Source organism: Crocosphaera sp. (assembly GCF_030064895.1).
Classification (GTDB): Bacteria; Cyanobacteriota; Cyanobacteriia; order Cyanobacteriales; family Microcystaceae; genus Crocosphaera.
On the sequence record NZ_JASJEB010000121.1, the window covers coordinates 23,119 to 48,853 of the forward strand.

27 protein-coding genes and 1 tRNA gene are annotated in these 25,735 nt (G+C 38.2%); 21 read left to right on the plus strand and 7 right to left on the minus strand.

Annotated elements, in window-relative coordinates:
* The first annotated feature begins 76 nt into the window (after nucleotides 1–76).
* Nucleotides 77–1,291, plus strand: coding sequence for a (E)-4-hydroxy-3-methylbut-2-enyl-diphosphate synthase (gene ispG / locus QNJ66_RS22790; RefSeq protein WP_300510958.1), 1,215 nt, complete (start codon nucleotides 77–79; stop codon nucleotides 1,289–1,291).
* Nucleotides 1,292–1,620: 329 nt separating this feature from the next.
* Here ispG and hisD read toward each other — a convergent pair whose 3' ends face one another.
* The 3 genes from hisD to QNJ66_RS22805 all read right to left on the minus strand — a co-directional run bounded on the left by hisD (nucleotide 1,621) and on the right by QNJ66_RS22805 (nucleotide 4,117).
* Complete coding sequence (hisD, locus tag QNJ66_RS22795) at nucleotides 1,621–2,925, minus strand: histidinol dehydrogenase (protein WP_300510931.1); 1,305 nt, start codon at nucleotides 2,923–2,925, stop codon at nucleotides 1,621–1,623.
* A gap of 310 nt (nucleotides 2,926–3,235) precedes the next feature.
* The gene (locus QNJ66_RS22800) at nucleotides 3,236–3,580 is read right to left on the minus strand and encodes a phage holin family protein (protein ID WP_300510932.1); all 345 of its coding nucleotides are present in this window, start codon (nucleotides 3,578–3,580) and stop codon (nucleotides 3,236–3,238) included.
* 51 nt (nucleotides 3,581–3,631) lie between these two features.
* On the minus strand, nucleotides 3,632–4,117 hold the full coding sequence (locus QNJ66_RS22805) for a DUF4168 domain-containing protein (RefSeq protein WP_300510933.1): 486 nt from the start codon (nucleotides 4,115–4,117) through the stop codon (nucleotides 3,632–3,634).
* A gap of 139 nt (nucleotides 4,118–4,256) precedes the next feature.
* Between QNJ66_RS22805 and rsmH the strand changes: the two genes are divergently transcribed.
* The 6 genes from rsmH to QNJ66_RS22835 all read left to right on the plus strand — a co-directional run bounded on the left by rsmH (nucleotide 4,257) and on the right by QNJ66_RS22835 (nucleotide 10,279).
* Nucleotides 4,257–5,210, plus strand: coding sequence for a 16S rRNA (cytosine(1402)-N(4))-methyltransferase RsmH (gene rsmH / locus QNJ66_RS22810; RefSeq protein ID WP_300510934.1), 954 nt, complete (start codon nucleotides 4,257–4,259; stop codon nucleotides 5,208–5,210).
* Nucleotides 5,211–5,391: 181 nt separating this feature from the next.
* Entirely contained in the window at nucleotides 5,392–6,084 is a 693-nt protein-coding gene (locus tag QNJ66_RS22815) for a hypothetical protein (protein WP_300510935.1), read from the plus strand.
* 294 nt (nucleotides 6,085–6,378) lie between these two features.
* On the plus strand, nucleotides 6,379–6,684 hold the full coding sequence (locus QNJ66_RS22820) for a KTSC domain-containing protein (protein WP_300510936.1): 306 nt from the start codon (nucleotides 6,379–6,381) through the stop codon (nucleotides 6,682–6,684).
* A 174-nt stretch (nucleotides 6,685–6,858) separates the two neighbouring features.
* Nucleotides 6,859–7,743 carry a hypothetical protein gene (locus tag QNJ66_RS22825; protein ID WP_300510937.1) on the plus strand — a complete coding sequence of 295 codons (885 nt, stop codon included), beginning with the start codon at nucleotides 6,859–6,861 and terminating at the stop codon, nucleotides 7,741–7,743.
* Nucleotides 7,744–8,052: 309 nt separating this feature from the next.
* Entirely contained in the window at nucleotides 8,053–9,141 is a 1,089-nt protein-coding gene (gene wecB, locus QNJ66_RS22830) for a UDP-N-acetylglucosamine 2-epimerase (non-hydrolyzing) (protein WP_300510938.1), read from the plus strand.
* 175 nt (nucleotides 9,142–9,316) lie between these two features.
* Nucleotides 9,317–10,279 (plus strand): hypothetical protein, encoded by a 963-nt coding sequence (locus QNJ66_RS22835; RefSeq protein WP_300510939.1) that lies wholly within the window; start codon nucleotides 9,317–9,319, stop codon nucleotides 10,277–10,279.
* Between the two features lie 56 nt (nucleotides 10,280–10,335).
* Here QNJ66_RS22835 and QNJ66_RS22840 read toward each other — a convergent pair whose 3' ends face one another.
* Nucleotides 10,336–11,808, minus strand: a complete 1,473-nt coding sequence (locus QNJ66_RS22840) for an aldehyde dehydrogenase family protein (protein WP_300510940.1) — start codon at nucleotides 11,806–11,808, stop codon at nucleotides 10,336–10,338.
* A gap of 187 nt (nucleotides 11,809–11,995) precedes the next feature.
* Here QNJ66_RS22840 and QNJ66_RS22845 point away from each other — a divergent pair, with 187 nt between their 5' ends.
* Nucleotides 11,996–13,105, plus strand: coding sequence for a cyanophycinase (locus tag QNJ66_RS22845; protein WP_300510941.1), 1,110 nt, complete (start codon nucleotides 11,996–11,998; stop codon nucleotides 13,103–13,105).
* 358 nt (nucleotides 13,106–13,463) lie between these two features.
* Nucleotides 13,464–13,796 (plus strand): antibiotic biosynthesis monooxygenase, encoded by a 333-nt coding sequence (locus QNJ66_RS22850; RefSeq protein ID WP_300510942.1) that lies wholly within the window; start codon nucleotides 13,464–13,466, stop codon nucleotides 13,794–13,796.
* Nucleotide 13,797: 1 nt separating this feature from the next.
* On the opposite strand, the gene QNJ66_RS22855 is transcribed toward QNJ66_RS22850, so the two are convergent.
* The gene (locus QNJ66_RS22855) at nucleotides 13,798–14,277 is read right to left on the minus strand and encodes a hypothetical protein (RefSeq protein ID WP_300510943.1); all 480 of its coding nucleotides are present in this window, start codon (nucleotides 14,275–14,277) and stop codon (nucleotides 13,798–13,800) included.
* A 150-nt stretch (nucleotides 14,278–14,427) separates the two neighbouring features.
* Between QNJ66_RS22855 and QNJ66_RS22860 the strand changes: the two genes are divergently transcribed.
* From QNJ66_RS22860 to QNJ66_RS22875, 4 genes are all read left to right on the plus strand, one after another.
* Nucleotides 14,428–14,499: transfer RNA gene (locus tag QNJ66_RS22860), tRNA-Asn, on the plus strand.
* A 70-nt stretch (nucleotides 14,500–14,569) separates the two neighbouring features.
* Nucleotides 14,570–15,853 carry a TldD/PmbA family protein gene (locus QNJ66_RS22865; protein WP_300510959.1) on the plus strand — a complete coding sequence of 428 codons (1,284 nt, stop codon included), beginning with the start codon at nucleotides 14,570–14,572 and terminating at the stop codon, nucleotides 15,851–15,853.
* 208 nt (nucleotides 15,854–16,061) lie between these two features.
* Nucleotides 16,062–16,337: a DUF2281 domain-containing protein gene (locus tag QNJ66_RS22870; RefSeq protein WP_300510944.1), complete on the plus strand. Its 276-nt coding sequence runs from the start codon at nucleotides 16,062–16,064 to the stop codon at nucleotides 16,335–16,337.
* Nucleotides 16,324–16,764, plus strand: coding sequence for a PIN domain-containing protein (locus QNJ66_RS22875; RefSeq protein ID WP_300510945.1), 441 nt, complete (start codon nucleotides 16,324–16,326; stop codon nucleotides 16,762–16,764). Before QNJ66_RS22870 ends, QNJ66_RS22875 begins: the two co-directional genes overlap by 14 nt.
* A gap of 227 nt (nucleotides 16,765–16,991) precedes the next feature.
* Here QNJ66_RS22875 and QNJ66_RS22880 read toward each other — a convergent pair whose 3' ends face one another.
* Nucleotides 16,992–17,450 carry a helix-turn-helix domain-containing protein gene (locus tag QNJ66_RS22880; RefSeq protein WP_300510946.1) on the minus strand — a complete coding sequence of 153 codons (459 nt, stop codon included), beginning with the start codon at nucleotides 17,448–17,450 and terminating at the stop codon, nucleotides 16,992–16,994.
* A 343-nt stretch (nucleotides 17,451–17,793) separates the two neighbouring features.
* Entirely contained in the window at nucleotides 17,794–19,317 is a 1,524-nt protein-coding gene (locus QNJ66_RS22885; protein WP_300510947.1) for a right-handed parallel beta-helix repeat-containing protein, read from the minus strand.
* A 161-nt stretch (nucleotides 19,318–19,478) separates the two neighbouring features.
* Between QNJ66_RS22885 and QNJ66_RS22890 the strand changes: the two genes are divergently transcribed.
* The 8 genes from QNJ66_RS22890 (at nucleotide 19,479) to QNJ66_RS22925 (ending at nucleotide 25,425) form a co-directional block, all read left to right on the plus strand.
* On the plus strand, nucleotides 19,479–19,892 hold the full coding sequence (locus QNJ66_RS22890; RefSeq protein WP_300510948.1) for an ATP synthase subunit I: 414 nt from the start codon (nucleotides 19,479–19,481) through the stop codon (nucleotides 19,890–19,892).
* A gap of 43 nt (nucleotides 19,893–19,935) precedes the next feature.
* A complete protein-coding gene (atpB, locus tag QNJ66_RS22895) occupies nucleotides 19,936–20,694 on the plus strand; it encodes a F0F1 ATP synthase subunit A (RefSeq protein WP_300510949.1) in 759 nt (252 codons plus the stop codon).
* A gap of 251 nt (nucleotides 20,695–20,945) precedes the next feature.
* Nucleotides 20,946–21,191 (plus strand): ATP synthase F0 subunit C, encoded by a 246-nt coding sequence (gene atpE, locus QNJ66_RS22900; protein ID WP_007303504.1) that lies wholly within the window; start codon nucleotides 20,946–20,948, stop codon nucleotides 21,189–21,191.
* 85 nt (nucleotides 21,192–21,276) lie between these two features.
* On the plus strand, nucleotides 21,277–21,708 hold the full coding sequence (locus QNJ66_RS22905) for a F0F1 ATP synthase subunit B' (protein ID WP_300510950.1): 432 nt from the start codon (nucleotides 21,277–21,279) through the stop codon (nucleotides 21,706–21,708).
* Nucleotides 21,709–21,738: 30 nt separating this feature from the next.
* A complete protein-coding gene (locus QNJ66_RS22910) occupies nucleotides 21,739–22,275 on the plus strand; it encodes a F0F1 ATP synthase subunit B (protein ID WP_300510951.1) in 537 nt (178 codons plus the stop codon).
* Nucleotides 22,276–22,277: 2 nt separating this feature from the next.
* Nucleotides 22,278–22,832: an ATP synthase F1 subunit delta gene (gene atpH, locus QNJ66_RS22915; RefSeq protein ID WP_300510952.1), complete on the plus strand. Its 555-nt coding sequence runs from the start codon at nucleotides 22,278–22,280 to the stop codon at nucleotides 22,830–22,832.
* Between the two features lie 47 nt (nucleotides 22,833–22,879).
* On the plus strand, nucleotides 22,880–24,391 hold the full coding sequence (gene atpA, locus QNJ66_RS22920; RefSeq protein ID WP_300510953.1) for a F0F1 ATP synthase subunit alpha: 1,512 nt from the start codon (nucleotides 22,880–22,882) through the stop codon (nucleotides 24,389–24,391).
* Between the two features lie 89 nt (nucleotides 24,392–24,480).
* On the plus strand, nucleotides 24,481–25,425 hold the full coding sequence (locus QNJ66_RS22925) for a F0F1 ATP synthase subunit gamma (protein ID WP_300510954.1): 945 nt from the start codon (nucleotides 24,481–24,483) through the stop codon (nucleotides 25,423–25,425).
* Nucleotides 25,426–25,735 lie beyond the last annotated feature (310 nt).

The following is a 25,735-nucleotide window of genomic DNA, read 5'->3' on the forward strand; positions in this document are numbered from 1 at the left end:
CAAATATTAACACAACGGAGTATTAAAATAGAACTTGGATAAATTCGCTACCTTTTTTATTTTATATTTAGCCATCATGCAAACTCTCGAAACGCCTAAAACCCTTTCTCAACCTGAATTTGATACCACTATTCAGCGTCGTAAAACCCGTCCGGTTAAAGTGGGAAATATTACCATTGGCGGTGGTTTCCCTGTTGTTGTGCAGTCCATGATTAATGAGGATACCCTAGATATTGAAGGGTCTGTGGCTGCCATTCGTCGTTTACATGAAATTGGTTGCGAAATTGTTCGGGTAACGGTTCCTAGCATGGCCCATGCTAAAGCTTTAGCCACCATTAAAGAGAAATTAGCCCAAGTGTATCAACCGGTTCCTTTAGTGGCAGATGTGCATCATAATGGCTTAAAAATAGCCCTAGAAGTGGCCAAGCACGTGGATAAAGTGCGTATCAATCCAGGATTATACGTTTTTGAGAAACCCAGTTCCACCCGTAGCGAATATACCCAAGCAGAATTTGACGAAATTGGGGATAAAATTCGCGAAACACTGGAACCTTTAGTAATTTCCCTTCGAGATCAAGGAAAAGCCATGAGAATTGGCGTTAATCATGGTTCTTTAGCGGAAAGAATGTTATTTACCTACGGAGACACTCCAGAAGGGATGGTGGAATCTGCTCTGGAATTCATTCGTATTTGCGAGTCCCTTGATTTCTATAATATTGTTCTTTCCCTCAAAGCGTCCCGTGTTCCTGTGATGTTAGCAGCTTATCGCCTTATGGTGAAACGCATGGATGAGTTGGGAATGGAATATCCTCTACATTTAGGGGTGACAGAAGCTGGAGACGGGGAATATGGTCGTATTAAATCAACCGCAGGAATAGGAACCCTCTTAGCAGAAGGAATAGGAGATACTATCCGTGTTTCTTTAACCGAGGCCCCAGAAAAAGAAATTCCTGTTTGTTATAGTATTTTGCAAGCATTGGGACTTCGTAAAACCATGGTGGAGTATGTTGCTTGTCCTTCTTGTGGTCGTACCCTATTTAATCTTGAGGATGTCTTACATCAGGTACGAGAAGCAACCAAACATCTGACGGGGTTAGATATTGCTGTTATGGGATGTATTGTTAATGGGCCCGGTGAAATGGCCGATGCTGACTACGGTTATGTCGGCAAACAACCGGGTTATATTTCCTTGTATCGTGGCCGAGAAGAAATTAAGAAGGTTCCTGAACAACAAGGAGTCGAAGAGTTAATTAATTTGATTAAAGCAGATGACCGTTGGGTTGAACCTTAGTCGGTTATCGGTGAGCAGTGAGCAGTGACAAGTGGGAACATGAGGTAACAAGTTGCTCAATAAACTTTATCTATTGTTATCTCTCACCGAAAAAATAAGAACAAAAGCTTAATATTGTCTCCTTTTGAGGCAATTTTTTTGTTTATATATGCCCAAAAATTAAAAAAATCTCAACATACAAGCTGAATCAAACAAAGATGAAATAGGGAGTGTGGGGATTGTGGGAGATGTGGGGAGAATTAAGCAATACATAATGTTTTATCTTCCACCTCTTCCCCATCCCTGTCTCAACAGACAATTTTCCAAAACCTACGCAGTATTAGGAGATATCACAGCAATTGATCCCGTTCTGTAATAGCCATACCGTGTGCAGGAAACTCCTCATACTCGGCTAAAGTTTGACTGGTTTCCTTAACGAGATCGAAACCTTGGGGAGTTAAATAAGCAACGGTTGATCGCTTGAGAAAATCGTACACCGATACCGCAGAATAGGAACGAGCAAATCCTCCGGTGGGTAAAACAGCGTTAACCCCGATGGCATAAGTAGCAGCAGAAGAAGGGGTATATTTTCCCAGTAAAATTTCCCCTGCATTCTTAATCTCTCCCACTAACCGCAAAGGGTCATCCACCAACACTTCTAGATGTTCCGGGGCGTAGTCGTTAACAAATTGCAGAGATTCTTCTAAGCTAGAGGTGAGAATAATACCACCATAAGCATCCAACCCCGTCTGACAAAACTCCCGTCGCCATTGGGGTAATTTTTCTAGGTATTGATCGGCAAAATAACTGACTTTTTCGGCAACAGTTTCGCTGTGGGTGACTAATAAAGCTGCCGAGTCCGGACCGTGTTCGGCTTCTATCAATAAGTCGAGGGCGGCCAGTTGGGGGTCGGTTGTTTCATCAGCTAAGACAATGGACTCACTCGGTCCAGCAGGTAAACCCACATCCACCGTACCGAATAACACCCGTTTGGCTGCTGCCCCATAGATACTACAAGGGCCGGTTAATTTATCCACTTTGGGTACTTTCGTTGTGCCTAAGGCCATGGCAGCTAAGGCTTGAATACCCCCTAATTTATAGACATTGCTTACCCCGGCCATTTGTGCCACATAGAGGGAAACTGGTTCGACCTGACCCTGTTTATCGGGAGGAGTACAAACCACTATTTGTTCAACCCCGGCCACCATCGCTGGAATAGTTAACATGAGCATCATGGAAGGGAAAGCCCCTTTCCCTCGGGGAACATATAAGCCCACACTAGGAATAGGGGTGATTTTTTCTCCAGCAAAGATACCGCTATCGATTTCGGCCAGATTCATTTCTTCGGGGAGTTGCCGTTGATGGACTTCTTTGATGTTACGAAAGGCTTGATCTACGGCTTTTTTAACCTCGGGTTCCACTAAATGTTGCGCTTGCTCAAATTCTTCGGGAGTTACTTTTATATTTTCTGGGGTTGCCCCTGCATAGTCAAATTTTTGGGCATATTTAATCAGTCCCTTATCTCCAGTTTGGGCGATCGCAGTTATCACTTCTTGGGCAATAGGAATCACTTGATCTATATCTAACTCAGCCCGTCGCTTTACTGTGGCGAGATCCTTGGCTGTCATTTGGGCAAGTTTAAGAATTCTGACCACTACTTCTCTCCTGATACTTTGATGCGTCTTTATCTATTTTAGTATCAGTTAGCAGTTAGCAGTTAGCAGTTGTCAGTTATCGCTTAAATCATTCTCGGAATTGCTATTTTCTAAAAATGCTCATAATCGACACTTTATTTTTTCATTCTTTTTTACTAGACTCTTTAGCTTAATTCAATAATTATGACTAAATCAACTTTATTTAACTTATTTGAGACTATTCTTGTTCGATTCTATAATATACATTTTATCTATCTCTACAGAAAACTTTCCATTTTTTACTTTATATATAATTCCATAATCTTAAGTTTTATTCTGCTTCAAAAATTTTGCCTAAAAAACCAGAAACAATGGACAAAATAATGGAACCAAATAGAGCATCTAAGAAACTATTAACCGTAAATCCCGGGGTAAAATAAGAAACTAGAGAAAAAGAAATAGCGTTAACAACGAAGAGAAATAAACCAAGGCTAAGAATAGTTAAAGGTAAGGTGAATAAAAGCAATATAGGTTTAACGATCGCATTTATCAAACCCATGACGGCTGTAGCGATCGCTGCCACTGTAAATCCATTAATGGTAATACCTGGAATTAAATAAGCGGTGATCAGTAATGATAAGGCAGTGATCACCCAAGTTAGGATAAACTGGAACATAGTCTTTAATGATATTGATTAATCTCTACAGTTAAATTATACCCGATCACATTAAGGTCTTCTAATACGAATCATAGCATTTTGGATTCTTTTTTTGAAAACTGCATCCTTTTGTGCATTTTCAGTTATAGCATTAAACTCGTCAGAAGATAAACCACTATCTTCAGCTATTTTTTTGGATTGATTACAAAATTCAACGGCTATTTCTTGAGCTTCATCGGGTAGTTTTTTGATACTTTCTGGTTGATCACAGGCAATTTCCGGAGGTTGAGTGTCCATAATAGCTTCAATTTCTTTATAGGCTATTTGTCGTTGATCTTCAATTTTTAATACCGTCTGAGCATAATTAGTGACTTCTTCATCACTAAAATTAGAAGGGGGCGGCAGTGGAGTAGGTGGAGGGCCTTGAAAGACAGTACATCCATGAAGAATACTAAAAAATACGACTAAACTAGACATAATGGAACGAGTGAAGATTCTGTTCAAATTAAAAAGGGAACAGTGGACAAACACCATGCGTTGAACCGCCAAACTCATAATAATAACTGAATCCCCGCCTGGGTTTCTTTTTTTTTGAATTCTTTTAAGCATTATAAGTTCCTGACAATTCCCACACAAGAGAGATTCCCAATTTAAAAAATTACGATACAATTAAGGGTCAGACTGGATTTGAGTGATGAGTATCCATTGTTACTACATCTTCTATACGGCCAATGTCTTTTTTGTTAACAAGGATCATCCTAACTTGCCAACACCTTCAACCCTTCACACCCCCGTTTTACCTCAAGCTTTGCTTGATGGTTTAGATATTGACCCTAACGGTCATTATTTAGATGCCACCTTGGGACGGGGCGGCCATAGTCGTCTCATTTTGGCGAGCTTTCCTGATGTTAGAGTAACAGCAATTGATCTTGATGACGAGGCGATCGCTACTACTCAAGCTAATTTATTAGACCTATTCGGCGATCGCTTACAGGTTTGGCAGGGAAATTTTGCAGATTACCCAGGTAAAATGGGAGAGTTTAACGGGATTATTGCAGACTTAGGTGTAAGTTCTCCCCAGTTTGATGTTCCAGAGAGAGGCTTTAGTTTTCGTCATCAGGCACCTTTAGATATGCGGATGAACCGTCAACAGTCTCTCACCGCAGCAGAAATAATTAATCATTGGGATCAGACGAGTCTTGCTGATCTATTTTATCAATATGGAGAAGAACGGCGATCGCGTGTAATTGCCCGTCGTCTTGTACAAAAACGTCCCTTTGAGACCACAACAGCTTTAGCAGAGGCGATTGCTTTATGTTTTCCTCCCAAACAACGTTATGGACGTATTCACCCTGCTACCCGTGTTTTTCAAGCGTTACGTATTGCGGTTAATGATGAGCTAGGATCTTTAGAAAGGTTCTTAGAAAAGGCCCCTCATTGGTTAAAACCTGGGGGACGTATCGGAATTATTAGTTTTCATAGTTTAGAGGATCGTCGGGTAAAATATAGTTTTCGAGACTCTTTATTATTGGATATTGTTACTAAAAAACCGATTATTCCCCAACGAGAAGAACAAAAACAAAATCCTCGATCTCGTTCGGCAAAATTAAGGTTTGCTCAACGGAAAACAGAGATGAATGTTTTCTAAACTTCGGTTCTTAAAACCCCAAACTTCGGTTGTCAATAGAAAGAATATTAGTTAAATTAACTTGGAAATTGTTTGTCCTTAAGTAATCATGAATATAATTGCTCAACTGAAGACTAAAAAACTAACATCTCGACAATTACTCTCCATGGGATTTTATGTGTACAAAAAAACATTCAGTCAGATGTTTTTACTTATTGGATTAATTTACTTGCCTCTAGTTTTAAGTATTTCTTGGATTCAATATTATGTTACTAATCAGTTACTTGAACAGTTACAAATCAATTTTTCTAGTTCAACTTTAATCCTTTATTTCAGTTTTGTCTTGATGTTTGTACTAATTGTATTTACCATTAATACTTTCTACTATAAAACCATTGTACTTGTGACTTATAACTATATTCATCAAAGACCTTTGATCAATGGCTCTTTATTAAGGGAAGTTTTTGATAATTTCTTTTCTTTATGGTTGTTAATGTTGAGAATTGCTATAAATTATTTTCTAAGGAGTTTATTGTTAATCGTACCAGGAATAATCTATTTAATCAATAATTTCTCAGTCCCTTTTGCTTTTATTTTTCGACAAGAAAAAATCGAACACGCTTTTACTTATAATAGTATTATTATGAAGGGCAATACTGGAAGAGTATTTTCTTTATTTTTATATCCCTTCATAATATATATGGTTTTTGCTTTATTCATTAATGTATTTTTTTCATCTGTGATGGATGGTTCTTCAACAATTAATAATTCTTCTAGTTATCCCTTTGGTTTGTCCTTATTTAGCCAAATTATTTTTATTGTTTTATACCCTATATTAATTAATGCTTATTTATGTCTATTTTTGAATGCAGAAGCACAAAAAAGATTAACTTAGTCATAGTACACTTAATACTAAATCCCCTGATCAAACCCGTCTTATCTTTTGGAAGAGGCAGGGAGGAGATAGAATATTATTCTACGATAATAAGCGGATTTGGTATTAGGATTTTATTTGAAGGTGCAAGATGTCAGCATAAGATGAATTTTTTTCTATTCATTAAGTAAATTAACTTAAAATAAAAATCAATCAAAAAATAAATTACTAAGAAATAACGATGTCTTAAACCGATATTAGAGAGAAAATCGTGGTCGAATGTAGCTTGTCTAAACATCACTCAAATTTTAAGTCATGGCTCTAGAAACTTTAAGTCGAAATTTTCTGCGTTTTGATCAGAGAAAACACTTAGATAAGATTGATATGATTCTCATTGAAAATCTTCCCTGTTCCAGTTTTTCTCACATTCAAGCAATTGGTTATGATGTCCCAACCAAAATTCTTAAAGTTAATTATAAATCTGGTTCTATTTATACTTATTTTCAGGTTCCTGCTCAAATTTTTAAGACCATGCTTACCACTCATAATATAGGACAATATCTTAACTCTCATATCAAAGGAAATTATCACTATCAGAGGTTTATTCCTCGTTACATCTAAAGGGATTTTTACTTAAAAAGTAGAAGTTATTAACTGAAATTTAAGCAGAAGTAGACAAAAAATAAGAATTAGAAAAATAAATAAAAGATTAGGGCAGATTAGAATCTGATTTTTGAGCGTTAAGATATTGAGATGCACTGAGTATTAGTTCGATTGTCTAATGTTTAGAGGAGTATGGTTATGTATATCATCTTTGGAATTCAAAAAGCATTCGAAGTTATCTATAATATCGCTGAGAGTGTAACTAAGATAGGTGTTATTGGGGAGATGTTACGGCGGCTGTTTCCACCAGACCCAGAGCCGAAGCCTAACCCAGAACTACCACCATCTCCAATTCCAACACCAGAGAACAAACCAGTTCGGAGATTTTGGCAAAAATTTGCTGAAAAAGACAAGGTGACTATTATTCTTAGCGAGTATGAGTCCAGTCCCACTACAGAACTTGGGTCTAAAGAAGCCATTAGAACAGCAATTAATAGACATTCTGTCTCAATGGGTAATGCAAAAGCTATGGCAACTTTATTCAGCTTTTTCTTAAAGGATAGCAGATTTAATTTCACACCTAATGTTCAAGGTAGTGAAAGTAGAGAAGCAAGTGAATGTTTCACAGGCTCAAATTTAATCCTTTTAGGTTCTGAGATCAGTAATCAAGTTACCAGAGAAAAGATAGAAGATTTAAGAAGAAAAAGCGCCATTATTCCCTATGAAGTTAGAGAAAATCAAGCAACAAATATGATTGAGATTCGCCATATCACAAATCCAGAGGCAATATATGTTCCACAAATTGATGAAGATGGGTCTGGAACTGATTATGCTCTAATTATCAAAACTAAAAACCCAAGTGATTTCGATAGAGGTAAAGAGCTAATTATTTTGGCCGGGGCCAATATGTACGGTGTCGAAGCTGCTGCTCGAATAATAACTGAAGCTGACCAGTTGAGAGAGATAAATGAAACAATAAGCCGCAATGAGACTGAAAATATTTGGATAATTATTAAAACAGAGGTTAAATTTTTCTCTCCTCATCGAGCCACAATTATAGATTCCAAGACTTTTTAATTAAACCGCGCCCAGGTTAAAAACCGTAGTTTTGAATAATCAAATAAAATGCTTATCTAACAAAGTTTTTCGTTTGTAGCTGCTGGAAAAAAAAACTCCAGTTCTCAAAATGGACACGGTTTCATTGCAACGCCTTCAACGTAAATAATCTATAATAGATAGTAGCCTATAAATAATAAAAGATAGAGGGATTTATAGATAGTCAATAGGGTTATTTTCCTGTCAAAAGAGAGGTTTTAGACCTCCATAAATTATTCATTGATAATTAAGGGATCATAAATTAGCTACATAACTATAGCTAAAAAATATATGAAAATAGTCACAGTCATCGGAACTCGTCCACAAATCATAAAAGCCAGTATTTTATTAAAGGAGTTGAAAAAAACAAATCACAAAAATATATTAGTGTATACAGGACAGCATTATAGTAAAAACCTTTCAGATATTTTCTTCCGAGAATTAAATCTAGAAATACCAGACTATAACCTTCAGATTGGTTCTGGAAGCTATTCCTATCAAATACAAACAGGAATTGAACATTTAAGCGAAATTTTGGAATTAGAAAAACCAGATCGAATAGTCACAATAGGAGATAGTAACCCTGCCTTAGTGGGAGCAAGAACAGCTTATCAGAAAAACATTCATCTTGTCCATTGTGAAGCAGGTTTAAGAAGCAATGATCGACATGAACCAGAAGAAAAAAATCGTGTTTTTATTGATTCCTACGCACACCAATTATTTTGTCCAACTCAAGAATGTTTGGATAATCTTAGGTTAGAAAATATAAAAACAAAACCAATATTAACCGGAGACTTACTTTATGATTGCTGGAAAAAATACCAATCTTCTCAAAAACAACCACAATTAAAATTTATCGATCAGCTAGAAACAAATAATTTCTGCTTGCTAACATTACATCGTCAAAGTAATTTATCTGATGTTGTTAAACTACAAAAAATTATTGGTATGTTAACTAATTCATGGGATTTACCAACCGTTTTTTGTGTGCATCCTGGCACAAAAAAAAGACTTCAAGAACTTGCTTTATTAAAAGAGTTAGAACAGAAAAAGAATTTTTGGATGATAGAACCCTTGAGCTATTTAGAGATGAGGTGGATGCAAAATAATTGTGCTATAGTTATGACGGATTCTGTGGGCATTCAGGTTGAAGCTTACCTATGTCAAAAACCCAGTATTATTTTAAGAGAAAAAACAGAACATCATGTATTAGAAAAATTGGGATGGAGTGTTAAAATAAATCCTAAGCTTGATGAACTTTTTAGCTGCTACAATTTAGCACAAAATCTTATTAATTATCCTCCATTAAATTATGATGTAGAATTGTTTGGTGATGGAAATGCTGCTAGTAAAATGGTTGAGAGAATTATTAAAGAATAGAAAATAGCTCGTTAGTTCTAGTTAGTTAGTGTCACCAAATCTATGAAAAATCTGGGATTTTGAGCATAAATTTACTATAATATGATTGTCTAATATTTCTCAGAGTACAGTTATGTGTATCATCCTTTTTCCTTTTCAGTGGGTTTTGGGTATAATTCCAAGATTAATAGAGTCCGTGGGTACAATATTAGACAATACAAATAAAATAGGTGAAATAATAAAGGAATTGCCGATACTTCCAGGCAGAAAAAAACCAGTTGGAAGATTTTGGCAAAAATTTGCTGAGAAAGAAAAGGTGACTATTATTCTTAGCGAGTATGAGTCCAGTCCCACTACGGAACTTGGGTCTACAGAAGCAATTAGAACAGCAATTAATAGACATTCTGTCTCAATGGGTAATGCAAAAGCTATGGCAAGTTTATTAAGCTTTTTCTCAAAGGATAGGAGATTTAATTTCACACCTAATGTTCAAGGTAGTGAAAGTAGAGAAGCAAGTCCATATTTCACCGGCTCCAATTTAATTCTTTTAGGTTCTGAGATCAGTAATCAAGTTGCCAGAGAAAAGATAGAAGATTTAAGAAGAGAAGGCGCAATTATCCCCTATGAAGTTAGAGAAAATCAAGAAACAAATATAATTGAGATTCGTCATATCACAAATCCAGAGGAAATATATGTTCCACAAATTGATAAAGATGGCTCTGGAACTGATTATGCTCTAATTATCAAAACTAAAAACCCAAGTGATTTTGAGAGTAGAGAGCTAATTATTTTAGCTGGGGCTAATATGTACGGTGTCGAGGCTGCTGCTCGAATAATAACTAAGCCTAACCAGTTGGAAGAGATAAATAGACAAATAAGCAATAATAATTGTCAAAACATTTGGATACTTATTAAAACCGAAGTCAAGTTTTTTTCTCCTAATAGAGCTACCATTATAGGGTCTGGCACTCTCACAATGGGAGAAGTCACTCAGTCTGAGAAACTTTCTGAAGCTGAACAAATAGAATCATTAAAAAAAGATTTTTGGGATGAGTTAGACGAAGTGATAGAAGACTGTAAAATAAACACAGGAATAAAGGACTTATCCTATCAACACGATCATTATATTCATGGCACACCTAAGCGAGATATTCAATAGGGAAAAAGTTTTAAATGTGGGAGTTATTAACACTCCCACAAAGGTTCAAAAAATCGTTAAAGTTTGACGGTTACTGTTTTAATTTCCGTGTATTGTTGTAGGCCATATTCTCCTAATTCTCGACCCATACCAGACTGTTTAAAGCCACCAAACGGGGCAGCAGCATCAAAGACATCGTAACAGTTAACCCAAACAGTCCCTGCACGTAAAGCATTAGCGATCGCATGACCTTTACTAATATCCTGGGTCCAAACAGCGGCCGCTAAACCATACAGAGTATCATTGGCTCGTTGGATCACCTCATCCATATCTTTGAACTTGATAATACTCATCACCGGTCCAAAAATCTCTTCTTGGGCAATTTTCATATTGTCCTGTACATCAGCAAAGACAGTGGGTTCGATAAAGTAACCCCGATCGCCCACACGGCCTCCACCACAAAGAAGTTTTGCCCCTTCCCTTTGTCCCGACTCAATATACTCCATCACCTTATCAAACTGAGTCTTGTCCACTTGGGGTCCTTGGCTGGTACTATCATCAAAAGGATTACCGACTATGCGTTGTTTTGCCTGTTCAACGCTTTTAGCCACAAATTCGTCATAACACTTCTCTTCTACAAAGAGACGAGATCCTGCGCAACAACATTGACCCTGGTTAAAGAATAAGCCGAAATGCGCCCCTTCGATAGCTTGTTCTAGGTTAGCATCGGCAAAGACAATATTGGGGCTTTTACCACCCAATTCTAAGGTAACGCGCTTTAAGTTAGTTTGGGCGGCCGCCTCCATGATTAAATGGCCCACCTCTGTCGATCCCGTAAAGGCCACTTTATCGATATGGTGATGACGGGCGATCGCTTGTCCCGCAGTAGGTCCGTAACCAGACAGTAAGTTAACTACCCCTGGAGGGAAACCTGCTTCTAGGATCAACTCTCCTAACCTTAAAGCGGATAGGGGGGTTTGTTCGGCAGTTTTCATGACAACAGTGTTCCCGGCAGCCAAAGCGGGGGCGAGTTTCCATGCTTGCATTAGTAGGGGAAAGTTCCAGGGAATGATTTGGCCCACCACTCCCACTGGTTCGTGACGAGTGTAACAAAAATAGGGTCCGTTGATGGGAATAGTTTTGCCTTGAATTTTGTCAGCCCACCCTGCATAGTAACGGTAACAGGCAATAACAAGCTGTAAATCTGCCTTTAAGGAGTCTTGATAGGGTTTTCCATTATCTAAGGTTTCTAGACGGGCTAATTCTTCCATGTTAGCTTCGATTAAATCAGCTAACTTGTATAACAGTTGTCCCCGTTGAGTGGCTGATAGTTTAGGCCAGTCCCCCTGGTTAAAGGCCTTTCTGGCAGCGATGACAGCTTTATCTACGTCGGCTGCATCTGCTTCTGCCACATCACAGATCACTTCCCCTGTGGTGGGGTTGATGGTTTCAAAGCGTTTTCCTGATGCACTTTCGACCCATTGGTTATTGATTAATAGTTGGGTTGGACCAATTTTAACTTTGTTTTCTGGTCGTGTTGCTGTGACCATCTTATAATTCTCCGTTTTTTATTTTGCCTTTATTTTTAGGGTGAAACATTGTTATTGATTTGGGAGGTATTTTTTTCAAAAATTAATATTTATTTTTTTTAAGATCGTGAATTTCTGTTAAAGAGTAGGGCAATTAATCCTAATCATGATATGAGTAATAGCAGACTTAATGGAGAGCTTAAATTTTATGGACAGTTTAAGAATTTTTAGCAAAAAATTAAGGATTTTTAGCTTGACTTTATTGTGGTTATTTGCGTTGATATTCATGCAGAGCGAGATGGCGATCGCTCTAGACGATTATAACTATTACCCCGCCCATGATTGTGATAAGGGTAATACTAGCAATTCTAATCCTACCCCTGTGGTGATGTTAATTGGAGGTTCCGAAACTAGAGCAGACGGGGAAAAAGCAGCAACTCAATGGTTTTTAGATCGAGCAGATGAGGGGGACTATTTGGTTATTCGTTATCGAGATCAAGGAGGTCAAGCTGACTGGATTTGTGATAACTTTCCTGATGCTATTCATTCAGCAGCAGAATTGAGTATTAATACGAGAAAAGGAGCTAATAGTGAAGAAGTAGAAAATTATATTAGAGATGCAGAAGCATTATTTATTGCCGGAGGAGATCAGAAGAAATATCAAGATACTTGGGAAGGAACTTATACAGAAGATGCAATTAATTATTTGATTAATGATAAAAAAGTTCCTATTGCTGGAACTTCAGCAGGAATGGCAATTTTAGGGGAATATTATTATGCTCCTGAGTACGATGGAGTCCTCAGTTCAGAAATTTTAGACGATCCTTTTCACTTGAATACAGATGATATTAATGAACGGGATTTTATCGATATTCCTATCCTCAGAAATACCATTACCGATACTCATTTAGATCGTTTACGTCCTGATGATGGATATAAAGAGACAAGATATGGTCGAATTTTAGGATTTTTGGCTAGGGTTGTAGAGGATAATGGTTTGCCTTCTTATGCTATTGGTGCAGAGGAAGGAGCATTTATTGCTATTAATGAAGATGGCATTGCCACAGTATTTGGTAATGGAAAAAATCGAGGAGAAGATGCTTATTTTTTACAGGCAAAAACCCAGCCAGAAAAGATTAGAAGAGATAAACCTTTAGTCTGGGATCATGATGGTAAAGCAGTGAAAGTTTATACCATTCAAGGAACTTCAAAAGGGCGTGGTCAGTTTAATTTAAATGACTGGAAAAGTGCAGAAGGGGGAAAATGGAGTTATTGGTATACCCGTTATGGTAATGCAGGCTTTCGTCATTGTCCCTAATCTTATAGCAGTTTTTAATTGGGTGTATCAAAATCTCGGTTTAGTGAGGGTGGGGAGTGTGGGGAGTATTGCAACCGCCAAGGCAATTAGGAAATTTTTTCAAACTCAAACCTAATACCAGCAAGGTTTTTACCTCCTGCCTCCTGCCTCCTGCCCCCTGCTATATTTTTCTTTGAGTCTGTAATCTATGCAAATGAAAATTGCTATTAGGCAAATTTTCTTTACTTAAGAAAGGGTTAAAAGATATCATCAAAGGGGAGGAAATAAGCTATACAGTAATTAGGGGAATTTATAGATAAGGTTTCTTCAAATTTACCCAGTTTTCTAGCACAAAACCTCAAAATTTTGGAGTTTAATAATGTCGAAAGAATTTCTAGATTTTCTTAAGCATAAATATGCCTATGTTGCTGTAGGAGAATTTAAACCAGGACAGTTTTCTGAAGCCCAAAGACTGTACGAAAAAGCCGTTTCTACCTATAAAGATGGATTTAAAGGAGCATTTTTATTACAAAAACCCGGAACAGATGAAGGAATAGCCGTCATTATGTGGGAAAAAATTGAGGATATGGAAGCCAACCAAAACGAGATTTATCAAGAAATTATAGAAAAAATGACACCCTTATTCGTTAAACCTCCCAAAACAGATTTTTATGAGGTTTGTAGTGAGATTGATGGCTTTTCTGAAGAATAGTTCACCGATAAACTTCTAAATTAAGGATATAATTACCCAATTGAACTTGACCCGACCATAACTCATATTCAATCCTCAAATATTCTGGTAATGTCTCTCCCTCTAGCTGTAAGCGACGAGTATAATTACGAAGGCGGAAGGCATTATCTATCTCTCCACCGCTATCGTTTAACCAGTAACGGCTCAAACCATAAATCCCTGGTTCCCAAAAATGACGATAGCAAAACCTGCCACTGCCTTGTAAACTCATAATTACCCTGGCCGGAGAGATTTCTAGCCACAAGGTATGTCTAGCGGTTTCCACAGTTGAAGTAGTTTCCTCTTGAGCCACTGACTGGGGAATCTCTGGTTGATTGACCAATAAATCAAACCGAAAACGATCTTTTTGATAAAGGGTTCCAGAGGTTTCTAGGGTACAGTCAAGGGGTAAGTCTGTGGACATTAAAGACAATGACACAGGATGATGATATTTTATAGGCATCTCTGAGTTCCATCTGAGGAGCATATTTATAACATAAAGCCCAAACGTGAAAATTAACAACGCCTAGATTAGTGATTTTTATTACGAAATGTAAAGAAAGGCTTGCCAAACTATATAAGTTGTTGCTATATTGAATACTTGTGTGAGCAATCCTCAGTAGCTCAGTGGTAGAGCGGTCGGCTGTTAACCGATTGGTCGTAGGTTCGAATCCTACCTGGGGAGTTTTTCAATAATGGACAATGAATAATGGATAATGGATAATGATCTTCCTATTTATCCATTCATCAAAATCATGACCCTTGATCCAGAACAACTCATTGACTTAGCCTTAAAAGCAGGGGCTTCTCACGCGGAAGTTTATCAGTCTAGTTCTCAGTCTCGTCCTGTGTTTTTTGAAGCCAACCGTCTCAAACAGTTGGAAAGTTCTCAGTCTCAAGGGACGGCTTTAAGGTTGTGGAAAGAGGGCGCACCCGGATTAGCTGTAGCCTATGGAGAGGTCGAAAGTCAAACCTTGGTAGAACGGGCGATGGCTTTATCGGCATTGAATGAACCTGAAACCATCGAATTAAATCAACCCCGTCAGCATATTCAACCTACTGTGGGGGAAGGGATGGCAGTGGAAACCTTGATAGATATGGGTAAAGAGGCGATCGCTCAATTACGGGCAAATTATCCAGAAGTGCTTTGTAGCGGTGAGTTTGCCTCTCAAGAGGATTTTTCCTGTTTAGTCAATTCTTTGGGGCTTCATTGTCAATCTAGTGAGGTTTCAACGGATTTTTATTTAGGGGTGGAATGGGTTAGGGGAGAGGATTTTTTGGCTATTTATGAGGGGGAACATAGTCGTCAGGAATTAGATGTAGATAAGGCTGTACAAGGGATTTTACAACGATTAGCATGGGCTAAAACAACGGTTTCCCCAAAAACAGGACGCAGGCCGGTGTTATTTACCCCCAATGGGGCAACATTGTTATGGGATACGGTAGTTGATGCTCTCAATAGTAAAATGGTCTTAGAAAAGGCTTCTCCTTGGAGTGAGAAACTAGGGAAAAAGATCATTTCTGAGCAATTAAATTTGTCACAACAACCGAATTTTGAACCCTATAGTTGTCCTTTTGATGATGAGGGGACAATCACGCAGCCATTATCATTAATTACAGAAGGAATATTAAGACAATTTTATAGCGATCGCACCAGAGCAAGATTGTTAGGAACCGAGAGTACAGGGAACGGTTTTCGTTCGAGTTTGGGGAGTTATCCTAGTCCTGGTTTGGTTAATTTAATTGTAGAAGGGGGAAATAGTAATTTTGAGCAGTTAGTTAAGCAATTAGATAACGGTATTATTGTGGAGCAAATTTTAGGAGGAGGTGCGGATATTTCTGGGGATTTTTCTATTAATATTGACTTGGGTTATGCTGTTGAAAATGGAGTTATTACTGGACGAGTGAAGGATACAATGGTGAGTGGCAATGTTTATCAAGTGTTACAAGAAATTATTGCACTAGGAAATGACTCCCGTTGGATAGACTCTTGTTTTACTCCTTCTTTATTAGTAGAAGGGTTATCAATTAACAATTAAAAATCAACAAATTGATTAATTGTTGACTTTTAAACAACAAGTTTGCACCAAAGGATTAGCATTAGTTCTCTGTTTCAAAGAAAAATGAAATTAAGAAATAGTCGAATATTGAACAAAAAGATTAGTCTTAGCAGCGTATGTATATGATGGAATATTAGGCTAAAATAAAAATATTAACCTGAAAAATTAGCACAAGAGCTAAACTATCATGATTAATTTTGAACAAATACAAAATGACATAAGTGAATTACCAGAAGAAGCACAAACCTTAGTCATCGATTTTATTGAGTCATTAAAAAAACAGTATTCTCTCGCTGAAAAACAAGAAGTTCAATCTACCTCTTCTATTGACAATGAATCTAATACCCTAGATATTCTCAAAGAGTCGGGATTAATCGGTTGTATTAGTGCAGAATCAGACCTTTCCATTAACTATAAATCGGTTCTAAAAGAAGGCTTAGATACTAAATATGATAATCGTTGATACAGGATTCTGGGTAGCTTTATTTAATGATAAAGACCAATACCATCAAAGCGCACAACAAACTTTAGAACAATATCCACAGGAACCTTTAATAACAACCTGGTGTGTTTTAACAGAAAGTTGTCATCTGCTCTTAAAACGTTCTTCAAGTACATATCAAGGAGTAGAAAAACAAATGAAGTTAATGGATGTTTTTCAAAAGTATCAAGAAAAGTTTAAGCTATTTAATTTTGAACCAATTCATTTAGAAAGAATCAAACTACTGATGAAAAAATATCAAAATCTTCCAATGGATTTAGCAGATGCTTCTCTTGTTATTTTAGCAGAACATTTAGGACATGGACGTATTTTTTCAGTAGATCATCGAGACTTTAATACCTATCGCTGGAAACAAACTTATCCTTTTGAAAATCTACTGATTAGATGAAGAAAGAGGTTAAATGAATACTGGAAAACAATAAAAAAATTGCGATCACAATCATTATCCCGAAAACAAAGCTACTGTCAATTAGCCTAAACTATCTAAAAAATGTTTATCTAAAACTGCTGTCAGGAGAAGTAGAAACAATTGGCACATATAAACAACAAGTTTGCACCAAAGGATTAGCAATCTTTGAGTTTTGAAATAACTAAACGTACTAAATCTCTGAAAAATTAACTAAAAATATTCATTTGCAAAGGAATATCCGGCTCAATATCGAACCATAGTGTTGCGCCACAGTTTTTCGGGTGGTCTGGATCATATACAAACCGACCAACACCAGGAATTTTCACCTCGTGACAAAGAATAGTTTTCTGCCCCATTTTCACAGAAATAACAGGATTACGGGTCTCATTGTTCCGATTAGAACTGAGTTTACCCTGATTTACATGGATATAGGTCATTATTTCTTGTTGCCTAATGCGCCAGGTACCTTTTGGCCCTTTCTTTTTTCGGCTTATTTTCGGCATTCCACTAGCAGACACAGGGATTCTCCACTGACCTTTCTCTTTAAAAGCCCCTTTAATGCGACCATCGATCGCTAGTTTTCTCACACGCTGAACCGACAAATGAAGACGACTAGCTGCTTGCTTAGTTCCAATGTAGGTTTCAGAAGTTTCAGTTTTAGACATAATTCTATTGCGCTATAGTTAACTTCAGATTTCATTATACTGCTGTAGTAATTACTTGTCAGTTCTGAGAATTAATTCTGAGTACATGGGAACAGGCAACAGAAAAATGTCCTAATAGCCTTGGCGACTGCTATAAATTAAGAATGGAACATAATAAAAAATTTGCGATCGCACTACTGATCCCAAAAACAAAGCTTACTGGACTGTTTCAGCTAAAATGAGGTAATAGGAATGTGAGCATCTTGCTCACTTGCTGCAAAAATAGCAAGCAAAATGATTGCACTACATGAAATCTAATGCACTAAATTAGCTGAAACAATACACTACTATAAATTAGCCTCAATTATTTAAAAAATCGATAGACAAGCATTGTTATCCAGATGGTTCCAGATGCTAATAAAATAGCTGAAAGAGAAGGATTAAAACCGTTGACAAACATTATTCCCCCCACAATTCCTAATTGAATTGTTAGTAATAAGTTAGGAATAGTAAATCTTTTATTAAATCCTCTTTTTTCAAAGCTCAAAAACGTCCAGAATATATTAAAAATTGTTGTGAATAAAACGAAAGCAAACACGAAAAGGGAAAGGTAAACAAAATTTATCGATAGAGAAAAACCACTGGATAAAGTTAAAAGTATACAAAAATAGGGAGGTTTATTTGGGTAAATTTTACAGCCAATAATATCAACGTCACCTTGATTTTTGTACCTAACTCCTGCTAAAGTATTTCCTTTAATTTCGGAATTTTCTACTCTTCCTTGTCCACTTTTATCAAACTGTAATCCATAATCTTTATTATTATAAATTTTACATGAACGAATAGTAGTTTTACTTCCTTGATTAATTCCTATTCCTGAAAAATTATTCCGATAAACATTACAATATTCAATCAATCCTAAGCCATTTTCTGTGATAAAAATTCCATTTTGTTTATTTTCATAAATTTTACAAGAGCGAATAGTTGGATTACTCTCAGTAGTAATCGCAATACCAGCGTAAGTATTACCATAAATATCACAATTTTCTATAATTCCTTGTCCATTTTCTCTTACAAAAATACCAAAATTTTTCCCATCAAAAATACGACAATAATCTATGCTAGGATTACCTTCTTCTGAAATGTAAATTCCTGGATTAATATTGTTATAAATATCACAATGTTCTATGATTCCTCTTCCATTTTCTACAATCGATATTCCATCATCTTTTCCATCATAAACACGACAAGAAAGTATGCTAGGATTAGCATCTTTTGAGATGTAAATTCCTGGATTGCTATTATTATAAATATCACAATTTTCTATGATTCCTTTTCCATTTTGTATAATCGATATCCCATTAGTTTTCCCATCAAAAATGCGACAAGATCGGATGATAGGATTAGCGTCTTTTTCGATGTGAATTGCCTGATTTGTATTTTCATAAATATCACAGTCTTCAATAGTTGGTTGTGCATTATTGGCAATCAGCATTCCAATAGAACTACTATTATGAATTTTACACCGCCGAATTACTGGATTAGTTTTGGAACCCTGAATTAGAATAGAAGTAACATCGCAATCTTCTAATAAAACTGACTTCCCTTGCAAAATATTAACAGTTAAACAGTAATCATTATCTAATAATTTTCTCAAAGTTAAACCACGAACAATGGCATAATCTGTTTTCATTGAAAGACAGTAATCAGTAGGACTTTCAACAATAATTTCACCCTCTCCCTCACCTATAAGCGTGAGAGGTTTATCAATAATAATAGTTTCTCGATATAACCCTGGACGGATAATAATTTCAGTGTCAGGTAAAGCATTATCAATCGCTTCCGAAATCGAAGTAAAGTCACCATTTCCTAATAAATCAACAATCATCACCCCTCCCATTAAATTGCTCATTTCAAGCACAAAAACACCGTAATCTTGCAGAAATTCCAGTCTAACTCAATTATCAACTGTTCATCTTGTCACCTCAACATGATATTATTACCACTGGTTTGCTATAAAAAGTTTTGTAGCCCCTTCGTTGTGACTGTATGCCATTGACTGATACCCCATCCCAAACTGCCGAAGCAACATCAGCCAAAACCGATTCGATGCAAGACTACTATCGTCTGCAACGTAACCTATTACTGGTCAGTTTAGTCTTCACCGCAATTATTTTTGTGTCTGTTTGGAACTTCTATAGTCTCAATTTAGCCCTCAACTACCTGTTAGGGGCTTGTGTTGGCATTGTTTATTTAAAATTGCTGGCAGGAGAAGTAGAAAAAATCGGCACATCTGAACAAAAAGTAGGCACCAAAGGATTAGCAATCTTTGCTGCTATGATTATTGTCGCCAGTCAATGGCAACAATTGCACATTCTCCCAGTTTTCCTGGGATTTTTGACTTATAAAGTCGCCATAATCGCCTACACAATTCAAAGTGTCATGGACCTAGAGTTAAAGTAGGCATTAAACCTTGATTTCGTAACCAGATTCGATATTCTACCCAATGACAATGTTAAATGGTTTACGCATTATAGATACTTTACCCCTTGCTGCCTTAGAAGTGGGTAAGCACTGGTATTGGGAGATAGGCAACCTCAAACTACACGGACAGGTATTTATGGCCTCCTGGGTAGTAATTGCCTTACTGATTATCGCCTCCTTACTAGCAACCCGTAATATTCAAATGGTTCCTAGTGGAATGCAAAACTTCATGGAATATGTCCTGGAATTTTTGCGAGATTTAGCGAGAACTCAGTTAGGAGAAAAACACTATCGTCCTTGGTTGCCCTTTATCGGGACCCTATTTTTATTCATTTTCGTCTCCAACTGGTCAGGATCTTTGGTCCCTTGGAGACTAATAGAAATTCCCGAAGGAGAATTAGCTGCTCCCACCAACGACATTAACACCACTGTAGCCTTAGCCTTATTAACCTCCCTAGCTTATTTTTACGCTGGTTTGAGTAAAAAAGGATTAGGATACTTTGCCAATTATGTCCAGCCTATTCCCGTTCTCCTGCCCATCAAAATTCTAGAAGATTTTACCAAGCCTCTCTCCCTAAGTTTCCGTCTATTTGGAAACATTTTGGCCGATGAATTAGTGGTAGCGGTGCTTGTATTTTTAGTCCCCTTATTTGTGCCATTACCCTTAATGGCCTTAGGATTATTCACCAGCGCCATCCAAGCCTTAGTATTTGCCACCTTAGCCGGTGCTTATATCCATGAGGCCATTGAGTCAGAAGAAGAAGAAGAAGAACACGCTTAAAAGTAAAATCTTTTGGAATAAACAAGGGACAGACCAATATCTCTTGTTCAAAAGTGACCAAAACGTAAGACAATAACAGAGAAGTCCAAGAGAGAAAAATTAAATTAATCTTTTCTCTGACATCTCAAGTCCTTACCGATTGGGATTACCCCATACTTCGTCACCCAAAAGGGAAACGTCTCGCTCCTAAACGTTTAAGCTAATCATTAGCTTGCAACTTATACTGTCAATAAAATCGAGGAAGAATTAACATGAATCCCACCGTTGCTGCTGCTTCTGTTATCGCTGCTGCTTTAGCTGTTGGTTTAGGTTCCATTGGACCTGGACTTGGTCAAGGAAACGCTTCAGGCCAAGCTGTATCTGGTATCGCGCGTCAGCCCGAAGCAGAAGGAAAAATTCGCGGAACTTTACTATTAACCTTAGCGTTCATGGAATCCTTAACCATCTATGGTCTGGTTATTGCCTTAGTTCTTTTATTCGCTAACCCCTTCGCTTAAAACCGAAGCAATGGTAGAGACGGCAGCCATGCTGTCTCTGCATCAAAAAAAGCGTTAAACCAACCGAGACATAGATGGGTGAACCATGTTTGATTTTGATGCAACTTTGCCCTTGATGGCATTGCAATTTGTTTTATTGGCGATTATTCTCAACGCCATTTTTTACAAGCCCTTGAATAAAGTATTAGATGAAAGGGCAGACTATATCCGCCAAAAACAAAGCGGTGGACAAAAAGAGTTAGTTCAGGCCAAAGAACTTGCGGCTCAGTATGAGCAACAATTGGCCGACGCTCGTAAACAATCTCAAGAAATTGTCGCCCAGGCTCAAAACGAAGCCAAGCAACTGGCTAATGAAGCTGTAGCTGAGGCGCAAAGAGAGGCCATCGCCAAAAAAGAAGCCGCTGCCCAAGAAATTGAGCAGCAACGCGAAGAGGCTCTAAAAACCCTAGAACAACAGGTTGATACCTTGAGTCGTCAAATTCTAGAAAAACTCTTAGGGCCAGAATTAGTCAAATAACGATGCTGTCCGTTGACTTCAATAACAGGTATGATCGATTCTTTTTTATTATTAGCCACCGAAAGTCAAGCTGAAGGGGAAGCCCTGATTAGTTTCCACTTTGACTTCTTAGAAAGTAACATACTCAATTTAGCCATTCTAGTTGGGGTTTTGTTCTTTTACGGTCGCAAAGTTGTGGGCAATATCCTCAGCGAACGACGTAATCAAATTACCCAAGCTATCCAAGAGGCTGAAGAAAAACAACGTACCGCCGCTGCGGCTTTAGCTAAAGAACAAGAAAACTTAGCTCAGGCCAAGAAACAAGCCGAAGGTATTCTTCAAGCTGCCTCAGAAAGAGCGAAAACAATTACAGCAGAAATTAAGGCACAATCGGAACGAGATATCGCTCGTCTCAAAGAAACCGCCGCTGCTGATCTTTCCTCCGAGCAAGAACGGGTAATGGCGCAATTGAAAAAACAAATTGCCGAACAAGCCATTGCTCAAGCAGAAAGTCAACTGAAAGCACAAGTTGATAACAATGCTCAGCAGCGACTGATTGATCGCAGTATCGCTAAGCTAGGAGGTTAAGGGTGAAAGGATCAATGTTTAGTTCAGAAATCGCTGAGCCTTACGCTCAAGCACTGATGTCCCTGGCACAATCCCAAGATATTACCCGCTCCGTTGGGGAAGACTGCCGCAGTATATTAGAACTATTAGAAGAATCTGCGGATTTACGGTCTTTTATTAGCTCTCCTGTCATGAAGGATGAGGATAAACGAGCGGTTTTAAATCAGCTACTAGGAGACGATATCCATCAGTATTTACGCAACTTTATCATGTTGTTGGTGGATAAAAGACGCATTATTTTCCTAGAAGCTATTTGTCAACAATACTTGGCTTTGCTGCGGAAATTAACCAATACGGTTCTGGCAGAAGTCACCGCTTCAACAGAGTTGAGCGATGGCCAACGCCGCGACGTGATCGAGAAAATTAAGACCTTGACCGGCGCAGAATCTGTAGAACTGAAAACCGATAATGACCCCGAATTAATTGGCGGTGTCATTATCAAAGTCGGCTCCCAAGTATTTGATGCCAGTTTGCGAGGACAACTACGCCGCATTAGCATCAGTCTCGCCGGAGCTTGATCGGCTTAACCCATTGTTATTTATTCAATTGCGAAACAAATCCCACTATGGTTAGTATCAGACCTGACGAAATCAGCAGCATTATTCGCCAACAAATCGAGTCCTACGACCAAAGCGTTCAAGTTTCTAATGTGGGAACCGTTCTCCAAGTTGGGGACGGAACCGCCCGTATTTATGGCTTAGAACAGTGCATGGCGGGTGAATTATTAGACTTTGAAGACGGAACCGTTGGTATTGCCCTCAACTTAGAAGAAGATAACGTTGGGGCTGTATTGATGGGAACCGGTTTAGATATTCAAGAAGGAAGTACCGTTAAAGCCACCGGCAAAATTGCTCAGGTTCCTGTTGGGGAAGCTATGGTTGGTCGGGTGGTAGACTCCCTCGGTCGTCCCATCGATGGTAAGGGTGATATTGCCACCACCGAAACCCGTTTAATCGAATCCTCTGCCCCTGGTATTATCGCTCGGAAATCTGTGTGTGAACCCATGCAAACAGGGATCACTGCTATCGATGCTATGATTCCCATCGGTAGAGGACAACGGGAGTTAATTATTGGTGACCGTAAGACAGGAAAAACAGCGATCGCGATCGATACCATCATTAACCAGAAAACAGAAGATGTAATCTGTGTTTATGTTGCCATCGGTCAAAAAGCTTCTACTGTAGCTCAGGTAATCGGAACCTTAGAAGAAAAAGGCGCAATGGACTACACCATTGTGGTTGCTGCTAACGCTAACGACCCTGCTACTTTACAGTATCTTGCTCCTTATACCGGTGCAACCTTAGCAGAATACTTCATGTATAACGGTAAGGCTACTTTGGTGATCTACGATGATTTATCCAAACAAGCTCAAGCTTACCGTCAATTATCCTTGTTACTGAAACGTCCCCCCGGACGTGAAGCTTATCCTGGAGACGTTTTCTACATCCACTCTCGTTTATTAGAACGGGCAGCTAAACTGAGTGATGCTCTCGGTGCTGGTAGTATGACGGCTTTACCTGTGATCGAAACCCAAGCAGGTGACGTATCTGCGTACATTCCCACCAACGTTATTTCTATCACCGACGGACAAATTTTCTTATCCAGTGACTTGTTTAACGCTGGTTTCCGTCCCGCTATTAATGCAGGTGTTTCTGTAAGTCGGGTGGGTTCTGCTGCGCAAACCAAAGCCATGAAACAGGTGGCAGGGAAATTAAAATTAGAACTGGCTCAGTTTGCTGAACTAGAAGCTTTCTCTCAGTTTGCTTCCGACTTAGACGCAGCTACCCAAGCACAGTTAGCACGGGGTCAACGGTTACGTCAAATCCTCAAACAACCTGAAAACTCTCCTTTAGCGGTTTGGGAACAGGTAGCTATCTCTTACGCCGGACTCAACGGTTATATTGATGAAGTTCCTGTGGATCAAGCCACCGAATTCGCGGCTGGTTTAAGGGAATATATCGCTACCAGTAAGCCCAAATATCCTGAAATCATCAAGAGTGAGAAAAAACTCACCGATGAAGCAGAAAGCTTGCTCAAAGAAGCGATTACAGAATACAAGCAAGCCTTTGGTGCTTAATAATGTCGAGTTATTGTGTCAGTGGTTCTATCATGGATCACTGACTCAGGCATATAAGCTAATTATTAATCAAAAATCACTCTCACATTATGCCTAACCTAAAAGCCATTCGCGATCGCATTCAGTCGGTCAAGAATACAAAAAAAATTACTGAAGCCATGCGGTTAGTGGCCGCAGCTAAAGTACGTCGGGCCCAAGAACAAGTTATCTCAACTCGTCCCTTTGCTGACTCTTTAGCGAACGTCCTTTTTAACTTACTCAACCGTTTAAAAACCGGGGATGTTAGCTTACCTTTGCTACAACAAAGAGAAGTAAAAACCGTTGCGATTGTCGTTGTTTCTGGCGATCGGGGTTTATGTGGCGGTTACAATAGTTATGTCATCCGTCGTACTGAACAACGGGTTAAAGAGTTACAAGCACAAGGTATCGATTGTCGTTTAATTACGGTAGGCCGCAAAGCCAGTCAATATTTTGGCCGTCGGGAAACCCCCATCGAGAACAAGTATACTGGGTTAAACCAAATACCTACCGCCGATGAAGCAGCCACGATCGCCGATGAATTACTATCTTTGTTTTTATCGGAAAAAGTGGATCGGGTAGAGTTAATTTATACTCGTTTCGTCTCTTTAATTAGTTCTCGTCCCGTGGTGCAAACCTTAGCCCCTTTAACCTTGCAGGGGTTAGAAACAGAAGACGACGAAATTTTCCGTCTCATTAGTCGTGAAGGAAAATTAGGGGTTGAAAGAGAAAAAGTTGCTCAAACCACGAGTAGTTTTCCTCAAGACATGATTTTTGAACAAGATCCTGTCCAAATTTTAGATGCTTTGTTGCCCTTGTATATTAATAACCAGTTACTCAGAGCGTTACAAGAGTCAGCAGCCAGTGAGTTAGCTGCGAGAATGACCGCTATGAGCAATGCTAGTGATAATGCAGGTCAATTAATTGGTACTTTAACTTTATCATACAATAAAGCCCGTCAAGCCGCCATTACTCAACAGTTAATGGAAGTAGTTGCTGGTGCTAATGCTTTGTAAGTTTTGGCTTTGTTTTTGTCAAGAAAAGCGTTTAGAGGTTTCTAAACGCTTTTTTAATGGCACAATAAAACTCAAGAAAATTTATTGTATAGCAATAGACAGGTTAGTTAGGACACATAAATTGTATTTTAAGGCAACAGGCAACAGGCAACAGGCAACAGAAAAATGTCCTAATAGCCTTGGCGACTGCTATACTTTTCATTATTAACCTGCATTATTCATGAGAGAATTGAGAACAAGCCTGAAAGCCTTATATAATAAGGAATATGGAGATTTGACCCCAATAACAGTCTGTAATTTTTATCTATTA